The following is a 25,587-nucleotide window of genomic DNA, read 5'->3' as shown; positions in this document are numbered from 1 at the left end:
CTTTTTAAAAAAGATAGACTTCTGTTTTGAAAGAATAGGTAAAGAATAAAGAATGATCATGACAACTTACCTCCTATGATTAATAGCTATAACTGTAGCTATAACGCCATATCTTTTATGGTTTTTTATGGTTTTATGGCTTCCAAAAAGACCATACACTCCCATTATAAACGGCTAACTGACGAGCTACTGTATCATACACCATCATTCCGGCAGAAGGATTGATGATATTTAAATGGGGACTAGCCACCTTAGGGAGAATCATGGCCTTATCACTATCCTCAAGGACCAGAATACCCATAACAGCGCTTTGCTTACCAATACCCACCTTACCGTCTGCATTTTCTTCCCTATCCTTTTGATCGCTTAAATCTACAACTCCTCCCGGATCAACACTCAAATCATGCCATACACCACTACTTAATAATTTTACCTTTTTGTCTGTTGTATCAAATATAAAAGTCCCATTTTCGGTGATACCTGTCTTATCTTCTACATAAGGCAGGATAAGACCCCGGTTTTCTGCACCAGAGAACTCCAGAGAAACAGACCCATTAGTAAGCTCAGACTTTCCTATTGCTATTTGTCCATTATACAAACTTCCAATAAACAACATACTGATTAATAGTACTCTTTTCATTTTTATGGATTTTAGTTTATTTATTATAGGTTATCTTGTGTTCATCGATCCCTCTCTATTAATTATTAATTCCAAGGGGATTATCCAGATCTTCCACTTTTTGTTACTCACAATAATATTCGCTCACCACTCCATTATGAAAATACAAATAAAGCCTCCTTTTATACATCCCCCACAAGTATTTTTTAGTAACATACATCCACTCATTACCCTTTTCTGCATCTGGAACTTTGGACATAAAACAAACTATTTCTTTAGGGCTTTTTCCTAATAAATGTTCTTCTATGAAAGCTTCATCAATACTCATTGAAAATATTTTATCTTTTGTTATCAATACTTCTATTTTTTTATTTTTTCCTATGAAAGCAAAACTTTCTATTTTACGATCTTATCATAACCTTCCCATAATATCCGTTAGGGAAGCCCTTCTTTCTATTATTTTACCCTCACCATCAATAAGAAAAACAGTAGGGGTACCCGATATACCGTAATTTCTAAAATTAACCCCTTCAAAACCTTTATAATCACAATATTTATCCTCCCAGGGTAATTCCTTGCCCTTTTCTTTAAATAACGATTCTGCCTGATCACCGGAGACTGAGATTATATGAACCCCTCTTGATTTTAGCATATCATATTTCCCACTAAGATCTTTTAAAAGATCTTCACAGGGACCACAATCTGATCGGTAAAAAAGTAATAGCGTTTTATCATAACCCTTTCCTAAAAAGGAACTACTTTTAAGAACTTTATATCCCGAAGCACGAAGATCAAGATCTGGGGCCTGCATTCCTACTGCTGCAGATACAAAAACAGATAAGGGGCCTTCGAAAGAACTTATCTTGCCGCAAGCCCTGATGATGGGCGTAATAGCACTGATAAAATCATCTCTCCCGTTACGGGTGAACGCCACGGCCAGTCTTTCTGCAAAATCCCTATACTCCGCAGGATTTTTGATTCGGGAGCTTACGGTTTCTACATCTTTGGCAAAGGACTTAGGATCCTCCAATACTAAGGCATGAATATCTGCCCAGGAAGCGATCACCTCCGTCCAGTGCCCGGAAGTATACAGGGCGTCCCAATCGAGATCCCTGGTAATATAATCACTGATGTTTTTTGCCTTTTCTTCCTCCGCTTCAAAAAGACCAGTTCCTATACCCTGGGTAATATTAATGATATTGATAAGGCCTGATGCATAACTCTTGTTTTTCTTTAGCTCTCCCTGATAATCCCCATAAGCCTGAACTTGAGTTTGAGCCTCTTTTTCAAAAATCAAATAGTTTTTATCCGTCTTTGAAAAAGATTTCGTGGCCTGGAGCATGGCTCCATATCTGGCGAAGATCGCCTGCTCTTTTTTATAAAGACTATTAAGCTCTTTTACTTCCTCATTTCCCATATAAATAATATTCTCTTCTCTAGGTTGAGATTCTTTACTACCTACTGAGAAATCATGACCCGGGATCACCATATCCAAGCCGCCTCCTTCTTTACTCCCGGTGATAAGCCAACGACTCATACCCCGATAGGGAGCATATTGCTTGGGAATATGTAAAATAAACTTCCCGTTTTCAGGAATTGTCCCTTGGAACACTGTTTTGGCCTCACTCCCCTGAAAGATCACAAAATCGTAGCTCTTGCCTTTAAAATAAGGAAAATCCATTGCAATATCCTGCCCTTTGGATTCTAAAAAGAAAATCCCTAAAATTAATACTATTATTTTTTTCATAGATAAAAATTATGATTTGCAAATTTTGATAACTACATCCTATAAACACGGACTATTCTTAAAAATACACGATAAACAAAGCTCAACTATAAGTTAAGTATGGTAACACTCAGAAAAAATCCAGTTTATCCCCAAACCGGGACATTAAATAGTAAAAAAAACCTTAGTGGCAAAAGCCACCAAGGATTTGCTTAATATGAAAAATAAAAACCTATTCCTGAATACAACGAACACTGAACCCGAACGTACGGTATGTGTTACTGAAATACACCCCCCCGGTGCTACCAAAGTCCAAGCTGTAGGCGGCGTAGGCACTTGAGCCCTGCGTACTGCTCCAATACGTCCCGTAGAGGCCACGGTAGTTCAGGGCTCCATTCATGTAGAAACGGTAGCCGGCGGCTGGCAGAAATAATGTATTTCCAAACTTGCCTCCACTGCTGTAATTCGTTGGGCTATTTGTCCAGGTCCCTGTAGTAGTGAAGCTATTATTAGCGATCACCTTCTCCCATTGGTCTTTTGTAGGAACCCTATACCCTGAAGGACATGGGTCCTGCGCAGTCTTCGTTGTATCAGACCAGCTGTTATTAGGAAGCGGAGAATTAATCCATCCTCCAATAGCACCACTATTAGCCTGATCATCCGCCTGGCTTATATAACGCCCTGCCTGACCTGTCTTAGCTCCCCATTGGTATTTAGCTCCGTGAATAGAGGCCGAAGGCTGGAAAGGATCTGCATTCATATCAGCCCCTAAATTATGACACATAAACGCCTTAAAGACTCCCGGTGCTATAAACGCTCCACACGTTACAATATGGATGATGATATCGCCATCATAAATGCCATTATGTGCAAAAGGAAGCGTTCCCAAAACCATAGTATTTCCAGGGGGAAGCTTTAAGGCATTAAAACTACCATCCCCATCTACCTCAATACTCACCGCAATACTTCCCGAACTACTAAACGTTCCCCCAGGATAAGAAACCCTAAACTTATTAGTGTCTCCTCCCTGGCCACTTCCTGAATTATTGGAAATCCATGCACTCGTATAAGCGTCATAACTACCTTTCCCTCCAGTATAAGGGACTTGAATCGTAAGCTTATTAGATCCGTTATCTACAACTCCCTGGACATCTCCTGTTCCTCCCAAATCCACAGAAGCAACATACAGGTTTTGAGGAAGAGTAAAACGGGCAGTACCCTTACCTACTATTTGACTACTCGTACAAGAAAGGGAAAGCTTTGTCCAGACACCCGTAAGGGTACCATTGGCTCCCGGAGTACCCGTAATAGGATAGCTTATAACAACTGTTTGCCCAGAAGTCAAAGTAACATTACTCCCACTTACTGATCCTCCTGAAAAAGTGGGAGTACCAACCGTTAGACCTGTAATACCACTTAAAACCAAATCTCCCGAAGAAAAATTGATCGTCGCAGAAGAAAAAGAATTATTCGTTACCGTTACTTTATAACTGGCTCCTGATAAAGCCGAACCCGAAGTGTAGGTACCTGAAAAACCGGTACATTCGGAAGTTACCACGGTAGAAGATGTTGTAGAGCCTACACAGCTCCAGTTAGGTGCTGCAGGAGTTCCCAAATTCAGGGATAAACAACCCGTAGAACCCACTCCACAATCTGTACAATAAACAATCAAACCGGAAACTGGGGATACAATATTATCTCTTTGTACTTTGGTAACACGAGGAGGAGCAAAACCCTGCGTCGTACTGCTTACATCTAATATTGCTGAAGCATCCGCTACTGCAATTCCAACACCAACATTACCGCCTGTAAAACCAAGATTCTTTCCTGACAAATCAACCTGACGATTACCCGAAAGAGATCCATCTGAATCATAAATATTATAATCAGAGACTCCTGCACTACCTCCCAAAACCTGCCAGGCAGTACCATCAAAGTAATAATAACCAGCAGTGGTAATATTTTGAGTTACAGCATCTGGGCTACTTACTCCAGAAGTGGCATAAATAAGAGTTCCCGCCTGATCCAAACCATAACGGGAATTGCCTGATTGAATCTGATCGCCTGTTAAACGAGGGGCAAGAAGACCCTCCGCGCTACTCCCATCACTGTTTTTGGCCATTACATCTAATGTAGCCTTGGGATTCGTATTATTGATGCCTACCTGACCGCTCAAAGCAATACAACAAAAGCATCCGAAAATTAGTAATAGTGTTTTTCTCATCTGTGATAATTTATTAAATTATAAGTTGCTATTATATAATAATAAGTGTATAGAAAAGACCTAACTTTTTTAGAATTAAGATTTTTCTATAGATGTAATTTTAAGCTTTTGTGACTATGATTATTATTATTTTAATGAATAATCGCATTAGAACTATCTAAGATCAAAATGAACTTGAAAAAATTACCCTTCCCATATTGATCAAAAAAAATATCCTTAGTCACTACTATGTAATATCTTTTGCAAAATTACTACGATACAGCTCAAATACTCTTAAGATTTCTTAAGAACAGAAATCATTAACAATTATAGTACAATTAAGAAAACCCATTATTTTTTCATAACAGAATAATGTAAAGTTAAATAAAATTCATGTCAAATCACAAATTCAGGAAATAAATTTTATTCATTATTACAATTATTCCAAAATAAGTTCTTTGATAATGGTAATATGCCCTGAAAATATATGATAAAAAGCTTCAAAGTTCTACGAACAAAGTAAACTAGCTAAAGGTCGTCATTTATACATTCATTCCCATCATAGAAATCTTATGAAATCCAATAAGTGATATTAATGTGATACTAGTTTGCTTTTAACTAATACAAGTGATTTTTACTTTTGTCAAAATTATCCTTTTAGTTAGAATATACTATGCAAAGAAACCACAACTTAATACTTATGAATTTGCTCAAACTCATTAGATAGATAAGATTATTTTAAAAATAAGCCCAGTCTCAGAATGAATAATTAATAATTCCATCCTTAAAATATAATTTTCATTATATTAAATGATTATCTATTTTGCATTCATCTGCTTCCGATCATTTGCACTAACAAGCTAATTAATAACAATTTATAATTTCCCTAATTAGAAACAAATATTCTGAATAGATATTGCTACGCAAAAATTTTATATTGTTTTACCCATAGAGCTTAAATTTTCTTAAGATATCTTAAGGATAGTACATCATCTTTTTGTCTAAATTTAAATATCATAGGCAAATATGTATCATATAGCATATTAAATACTTTAAGCCTGATATAATTTATTTCTTATACAACTTATCTGACTATATAGGGATTATATTAGAAATTAAAATAACAGTACTCCATTAAATAGAATCTTGTTGATCAATCATTGAAAAGAGATATGATAAATTATTAGTCATAATAACCTAAGTACAGTATATATAATAAACAATAACAAATGGTATACAAATTATTTTTAAAGCATGTCGAAGAATATATCAAAGTAGATGATGAATTAAAAGTATCTCTTACTAAGCTTTTTGAATATAGGAAAATAAAAAGTAAAACTCATTTACAATTAGCTGGAGAACCTTGTAATTTTATATATTTTATTATTTCAGGATGTCTTAAATCATACTATACGGATAAAAATGGGAAAGATCATATTCTCTCATTTTTATCCCCAGGACTATGGGCCTCAGATCTGAATTCATTTATCAATGGATTACATTCAGATTACTCAATAATGTCAATTATGAAAACAGAAGTCTTACAAATATCAAGACCCTCATTTGAGAAACTATTGGCTAATCATATAATAATGGAAACTTTCTTCAGAAATATATTGCAAGGAGCACTCACAACGCAACAGACCAAACTGGTAAACATCCTTTCTTTAACATCCCAAGAACGATATGAAAATTTTCTTAAATTATACCCCTCAGTTATTCAACATGTTTCGTATAAAGATATTGCCTCATACCTAAATATGACACCGGAGCACTTAAGTTTTCTACGTAAAAAGATGCTTAACGACGAAAAAAACAGCTTTGCTAGCACTTGATCTAATATAATATTACTTTTTAATAATAATTATTGAAAAAATAAACCAATAATACAAAAGGCTATTAACCGTTTTTGTATTATTGGTTATTTTCAATTTTAAAGTGATAAGTTATTTTAAGAACAAGAATTCCCAGAATAGCAGGGGTCTTAAATAACTTTGTGAAAAGTAGCATCTCTCTATCTCTTCTTTTTGACACTTCCGATAGTAATCTAAATAGTACTGTAGCTTTTTTCAAACCATTTAATGTAAGAGTTCACTGCACTCCTTACAAAATCTTTTGTGCTGCCTTCAATCATAACTCCATTTACAGAAAACAGCGCATCACTATTTGTAATATAAACCTCTGGCTGTTGCATGGTTGGCATATTAAGAAATACAAGACTTTGTCTTAAATGATGATTAGCTCCAAAACCCGAAATATTCCCAGGAGAATGACTGAAAATTGCTGCCGGTTTCTCGTTCCAAATACTCTTTCCGAATGGTGCTGAGCCTATATCAATTGCATTTTTTAAAACACTGGGAACAGATCTATTGTATTCCGGAGTTACAAATATAACACCATCTACACTTTGCATATCTGCCCTAAATCTTTCAATAGCCCAAGGGATATTTTTATCGGTATCAAAATCTTGATTGTACACGGGTAATCCTTCCAAATCAATAATTTTAAATTCATATCCCTCCTGCGGGACAAAGGATTTAATTGTTTTTGCTATTTTTTTTGAAAATGAATCTCTATGCAAACTTCCTGCAAGAATTCCTATAACTTTTCCCATAATTTTTATTGCTGTTTTCCTTAATATTAATTGTACTCATATTTTAATAAAATCTACCAGATAGGAATAAATACAAATAGCCCAACTCATTTTTTTTACTTAAAAAGTATATTTTTAAGAGCTATTGCTACCTGTGTAACAGAATCCCTAACAGACTGAATATGTGAAAGATGTTCTAACTTACCATAATCGTGGATTAATCCCTTATAAACAGTAATTGTAGTTGCAACTCCTGCCTCGTCAAGCTTTCGACCATATTCTATTCCTTCGTCATAAAGTATATCATTCTCAGCAATCTGAATAAGCGCTGGAGGCAGCCCTTGCAACTCCTCAATAGATGCTTGATTTGGAGAAGCATACTTTTCCTTTCTTTTAATCAGGTCAGGAACATAATTATCCCACATCCACTTCATTGTTTCAGTCGTTAAAAACCTATCTTGTCCGTATTTTTTATATGACTCTCGAGAAAAATCAGAATCGGTGACAGTCCATAATAAAATCTGATACAGAATATTAGGCCCTTTTTTATCTTTCGCCATTAAAGCTACTGCTGCTGCTAAATTTCCTCCTGCACTATTTCCAACGACAGCCAATTTCTTCCCATCAACCCCAATTTTGTCTCCATGAAAAGAAATCCACTTTGTAGCAGCATATACTTGATTAAGAGCAATAGGATATGTTACTTCAGGAGACAAGGTATAATTTGGAAATACTGCTACAGCTCCACTTTCAACAACCAGATCCCTTACCAATTTTTTATGAGTTAAAAAATCCTCAAAAGCCCAACCGCCACCATGAAAAAACATAAATACGGGAAGTTGCTCTTCTGCCTTTTTTGGCTTTACAATATTAATATTTATAGATATCCCGTCTTGCTGAATATCCATATTGAAAACGTCAATATCTGAGTAATCAAAGTTCATAGATGTACTACTTTTAATAAGCATATCTCTAGTATCTTCTATACTCATTTCATCATTTGTTTTGTGATTTTCACTATTCATCTTTATAAGAAAAGACCGAATATCCTTCAAAATATTTGAATCATTTTCAATAGGCCGGTTTATTTTATCCATAGGTTCGCTATACTTGAATTTATTAATGTAATTTTACTTCATCATAATCCTATACAAAAGTTCCATTAACTATTTCTTTCCAACCCTCCCTGAAAGTTCTGAGTTTCGAGAGTGTGATAAATTAGTGTCAAGAAAATTCATTTATAAGGATTTAATAAAAGCATCCACCTTATTAATCAGTAACCTCTAATCTTGCTCTTGTAACTTTGTTTAATTAAATTTTACCTTTAATTTTATCCGCTATCTTTTCTGCTACCATTATAACTTGAGGATTTAAGTTGATAAGAGGAATTTCAGGAAATATAGAAGCATCAACAACTCTTAGATTTTGTATACCATATAGACGTCCTTCAGCATCTACTACTGAATTCTCACCTCCTTCTTTACCCATTGGAACTGTTGAACAAGGATGCTGGAGTGTGGATACTCCACTTAATAGGGCTTTTCTAATCTGTTCATCACTTTGAACATCAGAGCCTGGGTAAATTTCGCTATGATAAAACTCCTTTAATGGACTAACTGTAACCATTTTACGGGCAATTTTAAAACATTCTATCATCCGTAACATATCTTCCTCTGATGTTAGGTGCCTAAAATCGATAATCGGCATATCAGCTGGATTTTTGCTCGCCAATTTAACTGATCCCTCTGACTCACAGTTCATGAGTTCCAATCCAAGAGTAAATATTGATTTTGTAGGGCTAGTAGAAGGGTCTACCAAATGTGATGGTGAGATAGCTATATCAAGCTCATTCTTTGAGGAAGCTCTAGTAGAATTAGTCCAGAGCTGCGATCCTACTACAGGATGTATTCTTGTATTTTTCTCCGGTACTGCCGCAAAGTTCATCCAGTAAAAAGGATGGTCAAGTAAACGCTTTCCAACTGGGGCATCTAAAACGACATCAATATCCAACTCCTTTAGGTCCTTCGCTGGTCCAATACCAGATCGCATTAAAATTGCAGCACTACCATAAGCTCCTGAAGATAGTATTACTTCTCTCCCAAAAATTCGCTTCCCATTTGCTAATAAAATACCCTTTGCTTTTCCTTTTTCTATTATTACTTTATCTATTAAGCTTTCGCTTAAAATATGGAGATTATTACGTTTTCTTACTTGATTATTAAGATAAGCAATCCCTACATTTACACGTACACCATTAATAACATTCATAGGAATAGGACCCGCTCCATTATTTTCATTCGGATCATTAAAGTCCATAACTTCATTATATCCCATAGCAACTGCAGTATCAACAACCGCACTTTGCACTGGCGTTATATAATGCTTTTCCATTTGATGAATAGGAAAAGGTCCTTTTCTCCCATGCCACTTATCTGATCCATGTTCTGTACTTTCCATTTTTTTATAATATGGTAGTACATCATCAAATTTCCAACCTTCAAGTCCCATTTTTGTCCAACGATCAAAATCAAATTTTAAAGCTCGAACTGCTACTGCACCATTGATATTAGAACTGCCTCCAACTCCTTTTCCTCTTGGTGCAATAATAACATTACCATATTCTTGTTCAGTACTTTTATAACCCCAATCATATCTCTTATCCAAATTTGCAGCAATTATATTGCTACTATAAATAAGTTCCGGATTACTTTCGGGATTAAAATCCAATCCTGCCTCTATTAACAAAATCTTCCACTTCTTTTCCTCTGATAAACGATTTGCTAATACAGCACCCGCTGACCCAGCTCCTGCAATAATAAAATCGTAAGGCTTATCCTCATCAAAATCACCTTCCTGATTATTATCATAATCCAAATCTACCCCAAAATTATCTAGAGTATTTTTCATAGCATTAGTTGTAATTCCTATTAAACCTGTAGCCATCGTTAATGCACCAATTTTAATAGCTTCTCTTCGTTCCATATGTATCTTTTTAAAACTTGAAACAAAATTATTTATCAATTACTAATTACTTCTTAATAATTCTTAAGAGATCAAATGACGGCTTTTTACAATAAGTAGGCCTGCCTGATGGTATAAAATTTGTAATTGTACGAACGTATAATATAAAAATAATCATTATGCCTAACGATTTTTTTCTAAACTATGTAGGAAACTATATAGAAACAGATGAAGAACTTAAATTAGCACTTATCCAATCATTTGAATATCAGAAAATCGAAAAAAAAAACTATTTACAAATTCCTTGTGAAGTCTGTAATTATCAATATTTTATTATTTCTGGCTGTGTTAAAACTTATCATACTGATAAACATGGAAAAGATCACACAATAATATTTCTTCCCCCACAATGGTGGGCTTCAGATTTAAATTCCTTTTTTAACGGAACCGTTTCAGATTATTCAATAATGGCAATAGTAGATACTGAAGTGCTTCGAATATCAAAAAATTCATATGACAAACTTTTATCTCAACATCCAATAATGGAGACTTTCTTCAGAAAAATATATCAAGGGGCTTTAATTGCTCAACATAAAAAAGTTGTTGAAATGTTATCACTATCTGCACAAGAACGTTATGACAATTTTTTACAACAATTCCCTAACTTATCCGAGTATATTTCTTTTAAGGATATTGCTACTTATCTTAATATGACTCCCGAACATCTAAGCTACCTCCGTAAAAAAATGTAATTACTACTAGACAATTTCTTATAATTTAGAATTACTGAGCTAAATCAGACATGGAAAATATAGGTATTAGAAATCCCGTAAAAATAAATGCTACGAAATAATATGAAATATCTATTTGTTGCATTTATTTTTTAACCAAACAAGATAAGAGTTTCAATGCCCCTATCAACTGAAATTCTAACAAAAAATGATAAGAATTAAAACTGATATTTATATATCAATAAACTGAAATAAAATGAAAATTTGAAGTTTGTTACAAATAGATAAAAATTAGCGAAAAAAAATTAAAATTTCATTATTTAACTTGTTGCTCCGAATTAAAATCAGTAGGCATAGCATAGTTTCAAATTTACCAAAGTCCTCTTCTATGGTTAATCACCCAACGATACATTCCAAGAATATTTAATTTATTCATTGTTTCAAATCCACCCCAATTTTTCACGTCATCCGAAAATTTGATATTACGATAAAGTTGATCCCAACTTTCTCCTTTTCTTACTAAATCTAATACTTGTTGATGAAGATCTACCATATAGACTTTTTCATTTCTTATATCATCTTTTGTCGTAAGTGTATAATGCCAACATCAATATAATCAACATCTTGCTGTAAAGCCAGTCTAAAGTAGCTACCAACCGTCATAATAAAAATCCAGAAAATCATTGTATGGCATTGTTTTAGATTCTCCTACATCAGTCAGTTGTAAAGCCTTATGATTTGGAAACAAAACTACAGAAATACTATTAGAATGACTTGGCGCAATGTGCTTAAGTAATATTAATTCACCCGCCAATTTGATTTGCATTTCCCTATCATATACAACATCCGGGATAGCAACTGGTAATTTTTCTCCGATAATAGGCTCTAATCCGTTTCTTGTATAATAACATATGCCCCAGACCGCTGAAATACTTGGGATCCAGCTGCATGGTCATAATGAGCATGCGTTAGAATAACATACTTTACATTTACCTTAAATCTTTTCTTGATCTCAGATTGTAGCCAAATAGCAGCTTGTGTTCCGGTAGGATCAATCACAACTGCAACTTTTTAGTAATAAGTACTAACCCACTATGCAGTGCTGGTAATGTACCACTAGTGCGTCTGTATAGATTGTCATTTATTTTTACCAGACTCTTTTCTAAAAGCGGTGTAGAATCACTCGAAATATCTGGTAAGACTTCTCGATTTTATAGTGTTTTTTGTTCACGTACTCTGCTCCTCAAGATCAAATTTGACCTGTGACTGTATTTTACCATTTATTACAAGTAATACTATCCATATTAAAAGCTGCGTAGTGCTTTTTTCTCCATAAAAAATTGTATTTAATTTAAAGGTCGAAAATTAATTTTTTATATAAATTTCTCCTTAATCTATATTAATAAAGAACCAGTTTTTTACATGGCGGATTTACTAACTTTTGCCATAACTTTAATGCATTATGTTTGTAATTATGTAAGTCGTTCGCAATTTACCATAATTACTTATTAAATCCGGAAATACTTTGTCATATAAATAACCTCTGAAGTTATTTATTTGCTCTGTAACAATATCAAGCAAACTTTGATGAAAATAGTTACTGAAAGAGAATATAAAAAGCAAAAATTAAAGATAGAATGCTTACTATTGACAAAATAACACCTAAAACAGTAAGATAATGTGGAATTTTCCCTATTAAACTTTTATTTGATTTACCATCCATTTTATATGCCCAATTCAAGTTGATTCTGTATAAGTTCAAAGTATTTTCCTTTGAATTTTACCAATTCATTATGATTTCCTTTTTCAATTATCCTTCCATTGTCTAAAACTATAATTTGGTCTGCCTTTTTTACAGTTGATAGCCTATGTGCAACAACAATCATTGTTTTCCCATTAAAATAACGATTAATATTATTAATTATAATTACCTCATTATTTGAATCTAAAGAATTCGTGGCTTCATCAAAAAAAAGATAATCAGGATTTTTATAAATAGCTCTTGCTATTAAAATTCTTTGCTTTTGTCCATGGCTTATTCCAATACCCTCTGAACCAATGATTGTGCTTAATCCAAGGGGCAATTTATCAACAAAGTCATTAACATTTGCTAATCGAATAGCATTCAATATTTTTTCTTGATTAGCGTTTTCTTCTAAAGAAATATTGTATGAAATCGTATCAGAGAAAATAAAGCTATCTTGCAATATTACTCCACATTTACTTCTCCAAAAAGTATTTTCTACTTCCTCTAAGGTATTATCATTTATTAAAATTGTTCCCTGCTGTTGCTGATAGAATTTAAGAATTAATTTCAAAAGTGTGGTTTTACCACTTCCACTAACTCCTACAATAGCAGTTGTCTTACCTTTTGGAATTTTTAAAGAGATGTTTTTTAATATGTAATTTGAATTATCATAAGAAAAAGAAATGTTGTCGATATTTATATCTTTGATGTCCTCCAAATATGAAATTTTATTTAGATTCTCTTCATTAGGTTTATTATGAATTTCATTTAATCTTTCAAAACTTACTTTTACTAATTGATATTGTAATACAAAGTTTATCAATTGTCCGATGGGGGCATTAATACCTCCCAATATAAACATAATAGCCAACATACTGCCAATGGTTAATGTTTGATTCATTACTGCAATTGATGACACAAAAATAACTAATATAGTCTGAAAGAATCCAATGAATCTATAACTTTCATATTTTTGAGTAGTTTTAAGCTTATTAATATTATTTAAATAGATATTAGTTTGGATCTTTTGCCATTCGTTACGTTTATTTTCTTCTAAATTATTAAGTTTTATTTCTTGCATGGAACTAATTAATTCATAAATCTTATTTTTATCTTTTATTTCTAGGGTAAATGTCTTTTGATCTAGTAATTTTATTTTATGCAAAAATTTAAAAATCCACAAAAGTTCTAAAATAGTTCCTATAGAAACAATTAAAAAAACATTAATATTAAAGTAAAATAAAATACAGATATAAATTACAATACTAAAAAATGAGAAAACAGTTTGAATTAAATCTTTCGATAAAAATGATTCAATTCTATTATGATCTTGTATTCTTTGAATCAGATCTCCAATATTTTTACTGTTGAAAAATCTTAATGGCAACTGCATCAATTTTACTAGAAAATCAGAAATAATTGATAAACTAATTCTGCTACTAATATGAATAAATAACCATGAACGATAAAACTCTAATCCTATACGACTTACAAACACTAAAATTTGTGCAATTAAAATTAGATAGATGATAGAAATATTTTTTAATACTACCCCTTTATCTAAAATTTTCTGGGTAAAGAAAGGGAAAATTAGTTCTATAAAGGAGGATATTAATAAGGTTAGAGCTATTAAAAAAAGTTGTATTTTATGTTTTACGAGGTATTGAGTTACATATTGCAAATCATTTTTCTTTTTTTTTTTCTCTCGTATATCAAATAATTTTTCTGTTGGATCTAACAATAAAACAATACCTTCATCACTTTCTTGCGCCCATCCCTTTAAAAACTCTTTTTGGGAATATACTATTTTCCCAAAACCTGGATCGGCCACATATAGTTGTTTATTTACAACCTTATATACTATTATAAAATGATTTTGATTCCAAAAAAAGATAGCGGGCAGTGGAACATTATTTATCATCTTTTCAAAATCTAACTTTACTACTAAGGTATTAAATCCTAATTTTTTTGCAGTATCATTTAAATCTGATATAGTAATTCCTTGTTTTAATAAATTACTCTCTACAAGTACAGGATTAGTATTTGAAATATTAATTCCATAATATTTAGCAATCATCCTAATACAGGTTACTCCACAATCTTGACTATCCAATTGTCTAAGAAAAGGAAAAGTCTTTTTAAATAACTTCATAATCAGGTTTACGAAAACTCTCCAATAGATTAGTATAGGTAGGTTCCGGGATTGTTGGCAATGCTTCATTGATGCTTCGGATAGCATCTTTATATGTTAATTTTTCAATTTGAGTCTCCTGTTTAAGTTCATAAGGCATTGCATCAATTACGGTATTTTGAATATAAGTAATTAACCTAATTAAATCATCGCAATAAGCAGAGGGATTATTAAACCCATTTGAAGATTTATATCTGTGAGCAATATAACCGCCCCCACATACTTCCATAATTGGACAAGCCAAACATTTCCTGGCCAACATTTTACCACTATTATAATATACATTAATTAAATTATTTTTCGCAACATCATCAATCTCAATATTATTATTGACATTCAGGTTTGTTTTAGTGAATCCCTCACCGCATATTTTCAAAATATCAACCGCTTCTAACTCTCCATTAGTTTCTAGTACTAAAACATTATTTTCTGATGTTCCCAAGATATCTATTTCAATCTCTTGTCCTAAAATCTTTTTTACTATAATGTCAAAGATCCTAATTACAACATCTTCTTTGTTTATGAACCAAAGATCAAACAGTTCCTTATACCAATCAAACATTGACCTAGAAAATTGATTATTTACTTTAATATGATCATGGTTGGTATCCATAAAAAGAATATCAAAACTCTTTATATTGGATTGTATAAAATTATTATATATTGTAGTTGCAGAGGCATTAGAATTCATTACAGATAGTATTCCAAAAGAAGTTTTATTTCTTTCAAGTACTCGAATGCCTTTCATTACTTTATCATGTGTTCCTTTACCTTTTTTATCAACTCTAAATAAATCATTGATTTCTTTTGGCCCATCCAAACTGATTCCAACCTGAATTTCATGCTTTTTAAAAATATTACACCATTCATCATTTATTAATATTCCATTCGTCTGTATTGAAAAAAACACATTGATATAGTTATCCTTAAAAATAGAAAAACACTCAATAAATTCCTCAAGCCTAGACTTACCCATAAGTAATGGTTCACCACCATGAAGAATGATGAAAAAATCCTTAATACTATTTTTTAGGCAATGTTTTAGCATTTTCCTAGAAAAATTTTTACTGGTTGAAATATCAATAAATTTTGGTTGTTCTACATAGGAAGTATCTCCCATATTATACATATAACAGTAACTACAATTAATATTGCATCTGCTTACTATTTTTACGACGACTTTATCAACTTTCATAATTTTGTTAAAATTCGAATTTAGAGGATGACAAAATACCACCCTCTAAAATTCAGTTAGTACCTTTAATTAAAATCTCCTAGACCATTGTCCAAACGCGTTAATCCATTCTCCTCCTATAACATTTTCTTTGGAATTTGTAATATCTAGCGCAGCAGTAGATAAAACTTGATTGTCAAACTTAGTAACAGATTTTTTTAATTTAGTTTTGTCTGTTTTTGTTAAAAAAAATTTTTTCATTTTGATTAAATTTTAGATTAATAACTCTAATCGAAGTTTTAATACATTAGATTATTTATTGGTATTGTATTGATAGAGTAACTTTATACAAATTCCTTTTACATTTTATACTATCACCGTTACAGTAACTAATGCGTGAACAATTTTAGGGGTAATTTTTTTTGATAAAAATTAGCAACCCATTTGAAATATTTTTATAAATGTAATAAATTTTTCACAATAACGTGATATATTATTTATATTTAGATCCATTCTAAATAAATCAGTTTTAAGGATTCCCCTTAAGCCTCCCTTTAGTACTAACATGCACTTGATAGGCAATTATCTTTGTGATTGTAAGCTGAAACTAAATGTTAATAGATTTTATCCTTAATCCATAATATTTTACTTGTCTTCGACTGATTCTCTATTAACTTTCTTTTTTGCGCAACTTTTCCTTTGATAGACAGGGCTATAAAAAACGAATGTTTTTTCCGACTATAAAGAATATGTGTCTGAAAGACAAAATGTGAATAGTGAGCCAAAGGCGATCTCCTCTTATAGGCTTTAACCGACTATAAAACAAATGCTTTTTAATACTCATATGTTTATTACATAGCTTTTATGGTCCGTAAAGCCGTTATAGAAAGGTGATAACGAACTTTAGGATGTAGGTCTATCCGTTATATAACATAATTATTTCCTTAGCTCGGGAAATACTTTGTTATATAAGTAACCTCCCAATTTTTTTATTTCCTTACCTGTAACATTATCAAACCAAATTTTTGATGAAAATATTTTGACTCAATAGACTTTAAAGAGATTCAACGATGCAATTCACGGATAACATACTTTCCAATTTTATCTTCACCATACCAATAAGAAGAAGAAATATAACCACCTTTATTACACGATATATAATCCGCTTTTCTCTTTGGAGTTTTACATCCTTTGAAAGTTACTTTGGTTATAAAAAATTATTGTGTGTTATCATCATAGTTTACAATCTGGACTATCAGAATTTACAAAAACTGCCATAGTAAACCAATCCAAAAATAAAATACTTTTGTATCAAACATTTTAAATAAAAAATGAAAGATTTAAAATTAACAAACAGAACAGGCGCACCCATATCGGATAATCAAAATATATTGACCGCAGGAAAACAGGGTCCGGCATTACTACAAGATGTTTGGTTTTTAGAGAAAATGGCGCATTTTGATAGAGAGGTAATTCCAGAACGAAGAATGCACGCCAAAGGTTCTGGAGCGTTTGGTGTATTTAAAGTTACACACGATATTACACAGTACACAAAAGCAAACTTATTCTCCCAAGTCGGAAAGGAAACTCCATTGTTTGTCCGTTTCTCCACTGTAACTGGAGAACGCGGAGCTGCTGACGCGGAGCGGGATATTAGGGGTTTTGCTATTAAGTTTTATACTGAAGAAGGAATATGGGATTTGGTAGGTAATAATACACCAGTCTTCTTCTTACGCGATCCATTAAAATTTCCTGACTTAAATCATGCGGTAAAAAGAGATCCTCGCACCAATATGAGAAGCCCGGACAACAATTGGGATTTTTGGACATTGCTCCCTGAAGCATTACATCAGGTTACCATTACAATGAGTGATCGTGGTATTCCTAAATCATATCGTCACATGGATGGATTTGGTAGCCATACATTTAGTTTTATAAGTGATGACCAAAAGAGGTATTGGGTGAAGTTCCATTTGAAAACACAACAAGGTATTCAAAACCTCACAAATGAAGAAGCCAATCAAATTATTGCCTCAGATAGAGAAAGCCATCATCGCGACCTATTTGAAAATATTGAGGCTAAGAATTACCCTAAATGGACTATGTTTGTACAAATTATGGAAGAAGAAGCTGCTTATAATTACCATATTAATCCATTTGATTTGACCAAGGTTTGGCCTCATAAAGACTATCCGTTAATTCAAGTTGGTGAACTTATTCTTAATAAAAACCCTGAGAACTATTTTAGTGATGTCGAGCAGGCAGCTTTTAATCCAGCTTCTGTTGTTCCTGGTATCGGCTTTTCACCCGATAAAATGCTACAAGGACGACTATTCTCTTATGGTGATACCCAACGATACCGTTTAGGGGTAAATCATCATCAAATACCTGTTAATGCTCCCAAATGCCCATACCATTCTTTTCACAGAGACGGAGCAATGCGCATAGATGGGAATTATGGTGCAACCACCTCCTATGAACCAAACAGTTATAAGCAATGGCAGCAACAACCAGATCATAGTGAACCTCCTTTAAAAATTATTGGCGATGCAACACATTGGGACCATCGTGAAGATGATGATTATTTCACCCAACCAGGTAATCTCTTCAGATTAATGTCTTTAGAGCAAAAATCACTTTTATTTAAAAATACCGCTGAAGCGATCAAAGACGCACAACAGTTTATTCAAATACGTCATATCAGAAATTGTCATAAAGCTGATCCTGAATACGCAATTGGAATAGCTAAGGAATTAAATATATCTATGAACATAGTTTGGGAATGAATAATTGGGATGTCATAATAGCTCTATAATCCGCTGGATCAGTTCTTATTAACGCAATATAAATCATCACACCACTTTTTTACATGCGGGATTTAGTACATAATAAATCGAATCAGCGACGACTTAAAACCTAATTTTGAAGAGTAGTATAGTTGAAAAATTACGTTTTAAATTGATAAAGTACTTGTTTAAAATGAATCCGGACTGATGGACATCAGCTCCGGATCATTTTTTAAGCATCAATTCTATTGAACTATAATTTAAACGCTTCCATAGTTGATAAACATGTACAACCAAACAACTTCTGGTTGAGAATATGATAATAAAATCAATTAAGTATAAAAGTTTAGAAAAATTAATCTTTGAAGAAGGTAAATAATAAATTATAATAGTATCAATGAATACTATTTAACAAAAAATTTTTTCTTCCAACTGGTGATGGTGTTTCTACTTACTTTAAAATGTTCAGCTAACTGATAGTTGTTAAGTCTATATTTTTTTTGATGATCCAAAATATACCAAATTGTTTCTTGATCATAAGACCTAAATCTACTATTACTTAATTTAATTTCTGAGAAGCTTTCCTTTTCAAATATAATTTTATTTAGCTGAAGAACTTCCCTTGTTGTTAATTTAGCTTTTTTCAAGAAAAAAGAGCACTTCTCCTCTTTCTCAGGATATTTAGTTTGTATAATATCCTTATAAATTCTGATATAATTTGGCGATTGTTGTTTTTCCATATTCAATGTTTTCTTAATAATATAATGATTGGATGAAGCTTACTCAAAAATTTTTATATTTACTTAACCACTTAAACAAGGTAGTTTTAGGAATCCTATATTCTTCAATAATTTGCTCTGTATCCATCACTCCATTGTTTAATTGTTCCATAACAAATGATATTAGCTCCTTGGTATAGACGTTTTTTCTAAATGTCGGTAATATGTCGGATTTAGCATTAATGTGTTTATCTCTGGAGGCAGGTGGAGAATACAGAATGAGATGTTGTGTATACAGTCTAAAAAAGTCATATTTTAGTAATTTACACCATTTAAGAAGGGTATCGCTTTCTAAGCTATCCATTTGGCACATTTTTTCGATTTCAGGTTCCTCACAACTAAAAAAATCACAAATACGTGTAATATCAATATCGCACTCTTTTATTCTTTCAGAAATTAAGTAACCCACTTTGATATTTTTTAAATCTATTCGCATTAGTTATATATTTAATAATTTATGTTCATTTTAATTGTTACAGCTTATTGGGAGAAAATATACTTCTAATGAAAATTTCATTTACAATACTTATTGAGTTTACACTTTATCTTATTACAAATTTCATAAAGAATGAGACCTCTTTTTAAGAGGTCTCAGATTAGGATATCTCCTACACATTACATCACCAAATATTGATATAAAAAACCACAAAATATATTTAAACTTTTCAACATTTCAATTAATATGAAAGCCATATTATTTAATTACTGGCAAAAGTTTTTTAAGACAGCCATTAGCATTATATAATGGCTGTCTAATGTAAACTTAAAAATGATTTACAAAAAAAATAACTATGGAAAAAGTACCAAATGTTAATCATAATCTGAATCACAAAATATGGATTACATTTTTAAACTTATTGACACAAATTTAATCCAAATTTTATGTTTTAGAAAGGAAAGGACTGTCATTATTCGCGAATACTAACAGCTATACTGATCATTGTAATGCATTTTTAATATCAAATAAAAGGTTGTTAATAAATATTTTACGATTGGTGTGATTGATCATGATTTCTTAATTGCATAATAAATTCAGAAGGTGGAATTTTTCTTATCACATCTTAGTAAATATCTGCTTCCAATAATAAAAGCTAGTCAAAGTCAAAGTAAACGATAGACAAATCATTCCAATTTTAAATATATAAAAATAGATTGAAAACAATTTAATCTACAAGAAAAATAACTCTTGCTTAATGTGGATCAAGCGAATTAAATCATCGATAAAAATGTTTGAAAATACCCTCTTCATGGTCACATGGCAGGATTATTAATTTCTAAAATTCTTTCCAAATCTTGCACCAAATGTTTCGACATCTCTTCGGTTATAGTAAGTAATAAGACAACTATCAAGTGGTTGTCTCTTTTTTTATGCATATAAAAATCTATTATCAAATAGTTAAATATTGATTATTTTTAGCTCGATTTTCAACAAGAATTTTGAGCTAATTACGATTAAATTGTCTCAAAAGCGCTACTAGGCTTTAAACCATTATTTATTAAAAGTTCGATATCTCATTAAGATTTATGGGAAAATTTTGAATATTTATTTTCTTAAATTCTTATTTGGGAAAGTAAATTTTGCAATACATTAAAGAAATATTATCCAATAGCAACTCGGTCTATTCTAAAATTGGAAAATGTAAGATATGTACAAAATTATCCCCATAATATACTTAGGAGATCTCCTATACTTTTAAACTGTTTTCACTTTTTCATATATAATCAATCTAATACCACCCTGAGAATGTTTTGAAAAAAGGTCTGATAAATCAAATGAAAGATTTTATTCTTTAAATAGGCAAGGATTTTCTTTTTGTGGGAGAAGAGTATAAGGTACAAGTCAGTTCTTCGGACTTTTATATCGATCTGCTTTTGCATCATCGAGGACTACAGTGCTTAGTAGCTTTTGAACTTAAAGCAGATAAATTTAAACCGGAACATTTAGGGCAGCTTAATTTTTATGTTAAGCATTTGATCGAGATAAGAAAAAAGGACATGAGAATCCAAATATAGGAATTTTGTTGTGTAAAGATAAAAAATAATGAGGTTGTTGAATATGCTTTAAGTAGAAGCCTTTCACCAACGATGGTTTCAGAATATAAAACTCAACTTCCAGATAAAAAAATACTTCAAAAATTACATGAATTATTTGGAGATTAATTCCGGAAAATAATATTATCATGTATTATGAAATATTAGATTGTATTATACATTATAATTTTTAGCTTTGTGAAATCTCTAAATATACTAGAGAATAAATACTTAAAAAGAAGTTCTCAAGAACTATTCCTTAGATAATAACTTTTTGGATGAACAATGGAGTCCAATTGAAGGCTTTAGGATGATGTATAATTCCTTAAATGGAGACTTTGGTGTCTTTTTTTAAAAAAGTGCAATCTGATTTATTTTACAGATAATAAACTTTATATAATAAAATACTATAAAATCATAATTTTAAATTAAAATTTCATAGTGTTTTTTGACTAACATTCAAATTATCAATTATTTATTTTTTTAATCATTTCAATGTTTAATTCGTAAAAAAATACATAAATTGCAAGCATACTAAAAAAGATGTATTATGATTAGAATTAAATTTACTATTAAATTTTTATTTTTATCCTCTCTCGCCTGTTTTGGTTCTCTTTCTGCCCAAGAATATGAGCGGATTATAGGAGGGTATATGAATTCTGCAAAAGGACCTTTACAGAAAGTGAGCTCGGAACTGAAAGCTTTTCAGATTATCAATGTTGATCCATCTAAAAGTTTGAAAGGTGATGTGGTAGGGATACAACAGACTCTTAATGGAATTCCTGTTTTCGGTAGTTCAGCAAATGTTTTAGTTCGTGGAAATGAAGTTTTAAGCTTTGCAGACACCTTCATCAAAGATTATCCTACCAGTATTAAGGGTAAAGAAAATGCCAATAAAGATCTCATGATCGATGAGGTAGTAAAAAAAGTTAATAAGAACGCTTCTAAGGATAGTAAGGCATTACAAAATCCTATTAAAGCAACAACCGTTTACTACTTAAAAGCAGGTATTTTACAATTAGGATACCAGTTCTTTATTGAAGAAAAAGGAACAAGTAATGTGTGGAATGTGATTATAAGTACTGAAGATGGTTCTATTTTGTATAAGGAAAATACAACTGTTTCGTGTGATTTTCATTCTGATGCTTATGAGCATTTACCTTTAGAGATATCTCAAACAAATGAAACAGCGCAATCTTATTCGCTTCCGGCAAATCTGAAAAAGACAGCTGCTAATTTTATTTTTGTGCCAGATGATGCCTCTTATAAGGTGCTTGCATTTCCTGTTGAAGGACCTACATTTGGAAACAGAACTCTGGTGTCTAATCCCTGGGATCTAACAGCCTCTCCAGAGGGATGGCATTCTGATGGAACGAATCATTACACCATAACAAGAGGAAATAACACCTATACATATACGGACGAGAATAATACAAACACTCCTCAGTTTTCTCCGGATGGAGGTGCATCAAGAGTATTTGATTTCCCGATGGATATTACTTTGCCTCCACAAAATTATACCTCTGCAGCAGTAACCAATCTGTTTTATACAACCAATAAAATGCATGATGTGTTTTATAAGTTTGGCTTTACAGAATCTGCCCGAAATTTTCAGATGAATAATTTTACTAATGGAGGTACTGGAAATGATCCGGTTTTTGCTGAAGCTAGAGATGGAGGAGCTTATAATAATGCAAATTTTAACCCGGCAGTAGAAGGAACAAGTGGTAGAATGCAGATGTATCTTTTTGAACCAAAAGACATGCAGAATCTTTTTTATAATGCACCGGGAAACTACACAACAAGAATACCGAAAAGTACTACCGCTGCTTTTGGACCAGCACTTGAGGGGAATCCTCCGGTAACGGGTGATCTGGCTTTGCCAATTCCAGCAAATGCGTGTAATGCTATTTCGGCAGGAACCCTGGCTGGGAAAATTGCCGTAACTACTGCAGGAGGTTGTGCGTTTGCACTTAAAACAAAAAATCTTCAGACAGCCGGAGCTATTGGTGTTATTCAATACCATCCAAACAGTGATACACCAGTCGGTTTAGGAGGATCTGATGCTTCAATTACAATACCTACTATTATGATTGGAAAATCAGAAGGCGAATTTTTGGTTAATCAATTAACAGCTGGGACTACAGTAAATGCAACGCTGAAATATGATAAGCAGAATTATATTTATAAAGACGGAAGTCTTGATAATGGTGTAGTTGCTCATGAATATGGACATGGTATCTCTAATCGATTGACTGGTACTGGAAGCAGCTGTTTATCATGGATCGATGATAATGAGCAGATGGGAGAAGGGTGGTCTGATTTTTTTGCTTTAATGGTAACCAACAGGCCTGGAGATAATGCCTCTATACCAAGAGGAATGGGTACTTTTACGAAAGGAGAGCAAATCAATGGAGCTGGTATACGACCTGCAAAATATTCACCTGATTTTAGCATTAATAATTTTACTTATGCCAAGACTAACGGGATGAAGGTTAATGATGTACTGGGCGGTGTCTATCCGGTTACAAGACCAGATGTTCACAGTATCGGTTTCATTTGGGCTACAATGTTATGGGATCTAAATTGGAAGTATGTGGAGAAATATGGTTATAACAGTAATGTATTGGCTGATCCTAATAGTGGAAGTGCAAAAGTATTACAATTGGTTATGGACGCTCTTAAACTACAGCCATGTAACCCAAGTTTTATACAGGGAAGAGATGCTATATTGGCTGCTGACCAGGCAACAACAGGAGGAGTTGATAAATGTATGATCTGGAAAACGTTTGCAAAAAGAGGATTGGGAGTCAATGCAAGTCCTGGTGGATTGAATGGCCTCTATATGGGTTTCAATAATCCTGCAGCTGAGCTTAATGATCAGGTTGAAGATTTTACCATTCCAACTGAATGTAACACGCTAGATACAAAAGAAACGATTACTGCTAACAACAGTGGAATCTCGATCTATCCAAATCCTGTCAAAGATGAATTTAGCATAAAAGTACCTTCAAACACAGACCTATCTGGAATTACGACGGTAGCGATTTATGATCTTACCGGAAAATTAGTTAATACAGAATATATTAACCTTAACCAGCAACAGAAGGTTAATGTTTCCAAATTAATCAATGGGTCCTATATGGTTAAGATTACAAATAAAGCAATTAATTTCAGTCAGAAAATTATTGTATCAAAATAATACAATGTAATAATTCGATCGGAGGAGTCTTAGGATCTATATTCTAAGGCTTTTCTTTTTTAACCTTCTCCACTACATTATAGAAGTTTGATCCTGGCAAGCACATTATCTGTGATTTCAGGGATAGGAGTTATTTTTTTGAATAAAGTAAATCCCGATAACGAATAATCTAATCTCTAATTACTTTCTATAGAAAAATACGTGTGCCAGGCATCAGAATCAATTTGAGGCATGTAAAATATTATGTTGATTTACAATAAATAGGGTTTATAAGTTCGTCTAATTCCGGTTCTGTATCAGTTGGTAACAATACTAATCTGTAGATTCCTTCAAATTATTTTATTCTAAATATTAATATTCGAAAACGGTAAGCCAGTTAGAGTTTTAATTTATATAACTAAAATTTAGCAAATACTTTTGTATTTTTTGCATCTAGTACTGTAGTTTCGCATCTTCTTTTGTGATTGACAATTTGACTTTTTACGACTCTCTAAGTAGGTTAAGTTCAATTATTTATTGGCTTCTGAAGAAATACGCACTTAGCTATCCATGTGATTTTACAGATACATTTGCTTTGTTGATAAAACCGGTTGCCGGAGGACCCTATGTTAATGTTGCAATTCTTCCTGGGTGTAGGCCCGGTAAGTGTAAGTAAATTAAGACCAGCAACCCGGAATGATGATACCCCCATTACTTTGCGGAGTGATCAATCCAAGATATTTTGAAGGATATAATACTAGTTCTCCGACTGTAACAAATTACAACGGAAGAACCATTCCCTTAATGGCAATAGCCAATGTAACACCAGGTGTTGCATATCATTTAAATTGGTTTTGTCAGATTA

19 protein-coding genes are annotated in these 25,587 nt (G+C 32.4%); 5 read left to right on the top strand and 14 right to left on the bottom strand.

Annotation, left to right across the window (positions count from 1 at the left end):
* Positions 1-133: 133 nt before the first annotated feature.
* The 4 genes from ACNFU2_RS20130 to ACNFU2_RS20115 all read right to left on the bottom strand — a co-directional run bounded on the left by ACNFU2_RS20130 (position 134) and on the right by ACNFU2_RS20115 (position 4,569).
* The gene (locus tag ACNFU2_RS20130) at positions 134-640 is read right to left on the bottom strand and encodes a hypothetical protein (protein WP_418122882.1); all 507 of its coding nucleotides are present in this window, start codon (positions 638-640) and stop codon (positions 134-136) included.
* 103 nt (positions 641-743) lie between these two features.
* A complete protein-coding gene (locus ACNFU2_RS20125) occupies positions 744-974 on the bottom strand; it encodes a hypothetical protein (RefSeq protein ID WP_273647230.1) in 231 nt (76 codons plus the stop codon).
* 57 nt (positions 975-1,031) lie between these two features.
* Positions 1,032-2,366 (bottom strand): peroxiredoxin family protein, encoded by a 1,335-nt coding sequence (locus ACNFU2_RS20120; RefSeq protein WP_418122880.1) that lies wholly within the window; start codon positions 2,364-2,366, stop codon positions 1,032-1,034.
* 211 nt (positions 2,367-2,577) lie between these two features.
* Positions 2,578-4,569 (bottom strand): hypothetical protein, encoded by a 1,992-nt coding sequence (locus tag ACNFU2_RS20115; protein WP_418122878.1) that lies wholly within the window; start codon positions 4,567-4,569, stop codon positions 2,578-2,580.
* 1,208 nt (positions 4,570-5,777) lie between these two features.
* Between ACNFU2_RS20115 and ACNFU2_RS20110 the strand changes: the two genes are divergently transcribed.
* Positions 5,778-6,383: a Crp/Fnr family transcriptional regulator gene (locus tag ACNFU2_RS20110; protein ID WP_273647225.1), complete on the top strand. Its 606-nt coding sequence runs from the start codon at positions 5,778-5,780 to the stop codon at positions 6,381-6,383.
* A gap of 212 nt (positions 6,384-6,595) precedes the next feature.
* On the opposite strand, the gene ACNFU2_RS20105 is transcribed toward ACNFU2_RS20110, so the two are convergent.
* From ACNFU2_RS20105 to ACNFU2_RS20095, 3 genes are all read right to left on the bottom strand, one after another.
* On the bottom strand, positions 6,596-7,162 hold the full coding sequence (locus tag ACNFU2_RS20105) for an NADPH-dependent FMN reductase (RefSeq protein WP_418122876.1): 567 nt from the start codon (positions 7,160-7,162) through the stop codon (positions 6,596-6,598).
* A gap of 95 nt (positions 7,163-7,257) precedes the next feature.
* Positions 7,258-8,238, bottom strand: a complete 981-nt coding sequence (locus ACNFU2_RS20100; RefSeq protein ID WP_418122874.1) for an alpha/beta hydrolase — start codon at positions 8,236-8,238, stop codon at positions 7,258-7,260.
* A gap of 214 nt (positions 8,239-8,452) precedes the next feature.
* Positions 8,453-10,123, bottom strand: coding sequence for a GMC family oxidoreductase (locus tag ACNFU2_RS20095; RefSeq protein WP_418122872.1), 1,671 nt, complete (start codon positions 10,121-10,123; stop codon positions 8,453-8,455).
* 158 nt (positions 10,124-10,281) lie between these two features.
* On the opposite strand from ACNFU2_RS20095, the gene ACNFU2_RS20090 reads away from it, so the two are divergent.
* On the top strand, positions 10,282-10,854 hold the full coding sequence (locus tag ACNFU2_RS20090) for a Crp/Fnr family transcriptional regulator (protein ID WP_273651029.1): 573 nt from the start codon (positions 10,282-10,284) through the stop codon (positions 10,852-10,854).
* A gap of 349 nt (positions 10,855-11,203) precedes the next feature.
* On the opposite strand, the gene ACNFU2_RS20085 is transcribed toward ACNFU2_RS20090, so the two are convergent.
* The 5 genes from ACNFU2_RS20085 to ACNFU2_RS20065 form a co-directional block, all read right to left on the bottom strand.
* Positions 11,204-11,386 carry a hypothetical protein gene (locus tag ACNFU2_RS20085; RefSeq protein ID WP_418122870.1) on the bottom strand — a complete coding sequence of 61 codons (183 nt, stop codon included), beginning with the start codon at positions 11,384-11,386 and terminating at the stop codon, positions 11,204-11,206.
* A 332-nt stretch (positions 11,387-11,718) separates the two neighbouring features.
* Positions 11,719-11,892 (bottom strand): MBL fold metallo-hydrolase, encoded by a 174-nt coding sequence (locus ACNFU2_RS20080; RefSeq protein ID WP_418122868.1) that lies wholly within the window; start codon positions 11,890-11,892, stop codon positions 11,719-11,721.
* 665 nt (positions 11,893-12,557) lie between these two features.
* Positions 12,558-14,732: a peptidase domain-containing ABC transporter gene (locus tag ACNFU2_RS20075; protein WP_418122866.1), complete on the bottom strand. Its 2,175-nt coding sequence runs from the start codon at positions 14,730-14,732 to the stop codon at positions 12,558-12,560.
* Positions 14,719-15,966, bottom strand: coding sequence for a radical SAM protein (locus ACNFU2_RS20070; RefSeq protein WP_273651026.1), 1,248 nt, complete (start codon positions 15,964-15,966; stop codon positions 14,719-14,721). The genes ACNFU2_RS20075 and ACNFU2_RS20070 overlap by 14 nt, the downstream gene beginning before the upstream one ends.
* A 69-nt stretch (positions 15,967-16,035) precedes the next feature.
* Positions 16,036-16,206: a hypothetical protein gene (locus ACNFU2_RS20065; protein ID WP_418122863.1), complete on the bottom strand. Its 171-nt coding sequence runs from the start codon at positions 16,204-16,206 to the stop codon at positions 16,036-16,038.
* Between the two features lie 1,070 nt (positions 16,207-17,276).
* On the opposite strand from ACNFU2_RS20065, the gene ACNFU2_RS20060 reads away from it, so the two are divergent.
* Complete coding sequence (locus ACNFU2_RS20060) at positions 17,277-18,731, top strand: catalase (protein WP_418122861.1); 1,455 nt, start codon at positions 17,277-17,279, stop codon at positions 18,729-18,731.
* Between the two features lie 404 nt (positions 18,732-19,135).
* Here ACNFU2_RS20060 and ACNFU2_RS20055 read toward each other — a convergent pair whose 3' ends face one another.
* Together ACNFU2_RS20055 and ACNFU2_RS20050 are read right to left on the bottom strand one after the other, a co-directional pair.
* Positions 19,136-19,471 (bottom strand): helix-turn-helix domain-containing protein, encoded by a 336-nt coding sequence (locus ACNFU2_RS20055; protein WP_418122859.1) that lies wholly within the window; start codon positions 19,469-19,471, stop codon positions 19,136-19,138.
* Between the two features lie 43 nt (positions 19,472-19,514).
* Entirely contained in the window at positions 19,515-19,946 is a 432-nt protein-coding gene (locus ACNFU2_RS20050; RefSeq protein WP_418122857.1) for a transposase, read from the bottom strand.
* Between the two features lie 1,358 nt (positions 19,947-21,304).
* Between ACNFU2_RS20050 and ACNFU2_RS20045 the strand changes: the two genes are divergently transcribed.
* Both ACNFU2_RS20045 and ACNFU2_RS20040 read left to right on the top strand, forming a co-directional pair.
* Positions 21,305-21,523, top strand: a complete 219-nt coding sequence (locus ACNFU2_RS20045; RefSeq protein ID WP_418124920.1) for a PDDEXK nuclease domain-containing protein — start codon at positions 21,305-21,307, stop codon at positions 21,521-21,523.
* A gap of 568 nt (positions 21,524-22,091) precedes the next feature.
* Positions 22,092-24,743, top strand: a complete 2,652-nt coding sequence (locus ACNFU2_RS20040) for a T9SS-dependent M36 family metallopeptidase (protein WP_418122855.1) — start codon at positions 22,092-22,094, stop codon at positions 24,741-24,743.
* Positions 24,744-25,587 lie beyond the last annotated feature (844 nt).

The organism is Chryseobacterium sp. PTM-20240506 (assembly GCF_048296755.1).
Lineage (GTDB): Bacteria > Bacteroidota > Bacteroidia > Flavobacteriales > Weeksellaceae > Chryseobacterium > Chryseobacterium proteolyticum.
The sequence above is the reverse complement of the archived record's forward strand: the minus strand, read 5'-3'. Positions and strand labels throughout refer to the sequence as shown.

Coding starts and splice junctions, on each gene's coding strand:
- ACNFU2_RS20130 (WP_418122882.1), bottom strand. CDS start 640: ATGAAAAGAGTACTATTAATCAGTATGTTGTTTATTGGAAGTTTGTAT.
- ACNFU2_RS20120 (WP_418122880.1), bottom strand. CDS start 2,366: ATGAAAAAAATAATAGTATTAATTTTAGGGATTTTCTTTTTAGAATCC.
- ACNFU2_RS20115 (WP_418122878.1), bottom strand. CDS start 4,569: ATGAGAAAAACACTATTACTAATTTTCGGATGCTTTTGTTGTATTGCT.
- ACNFU2_RS20110 (WP_273647225.1), top strand. CDS start 5,778: ATGGTATACAAATTATTTTTAAAGCATGTCGAAGAATATATCAAAGTA.
- ACNFU2_RS20105 (WP_418122876.1), bottom strand. CDS start 7,162: ATGGGAAAAGTTATAGGAATTCTTGCAGGAAGTTTGCATAGAGATTCA.
- ACNFU2_RS20100 (WP_418122874.1), bottom strand. CDS start 8,238: ATGGATAAAATAAACCGGCCTATTGAAAATGATTCAAATATTTTGAAG.
- ACNFU2_RS20095 (WP_418122872.1), bottom strand. CDS start 10,123: ATGGAACGAAGAGAAGCTATTAAAATTGGTGCATTAACGATGGCTACA.
- ACNFU2_RS20090 (WP_273651029.1), top strand. CDS start 10,282: ATGCCTAACGATTTTTTTCTAAACTATGTAGGAAACTATATAGAAACA.
- ACNFU2_RS20085 (WP_418122870.1), bottom strand. CDS start 11,386: ATGGTAGATCTTCATCAACAAGTATTAGATTTAGTAAGAAAAGGAGAA.
- ACNFU2_RS20075 (WP_418122866.1), bottom strand. CDS start 14,732: ATGAAGTTATTTAAAAAGACTTTTCCTTTTCTTAGACAATTGGATAGT.
- ACNFU2_RS20070 (WP_273651026.1), bottom strand. CDS start 15,966: ATGAAAGTTGATAAAGTCGTCGTAAAAATAGTAAGCAGATGCAATATT.
- ACNFU2_RS20065 (WP_418122863.1), bottom strand. CDS start 16,206: ATGAAAAAATTTTTTTTAACAAAAACAGACAAAACTAAATTAAAAAAA.
- ACNFU2_RS20060 (WP_418122861.1), top strand. CDS start 17,277: ATGAAAGATTTAAAATTAACAAACAGAACAGGCGCACCCATATCGGAT.
- ACNFU2_RS20055 (WP_418122859.1), bottom strand. CDS start 19,471: ATGGAAAAACAACAATCGCCAAATTATATCAGAATTTATAAGGATATT.
- ACNFU2_RS20050 (WP_418122857.1), bottom strand. CDS start 19,946: ATGCGAATAGATTTAAAAAATATCAAAGTGGGTTACTTAATTTCTGAA.
- ACNFU2_RS20040 (WP_418122855.1), top strand. CDS start 22,092: ATGATTAGAATTAAATTTACTATTAAATTTTTATTTTTATCCTCTCTC.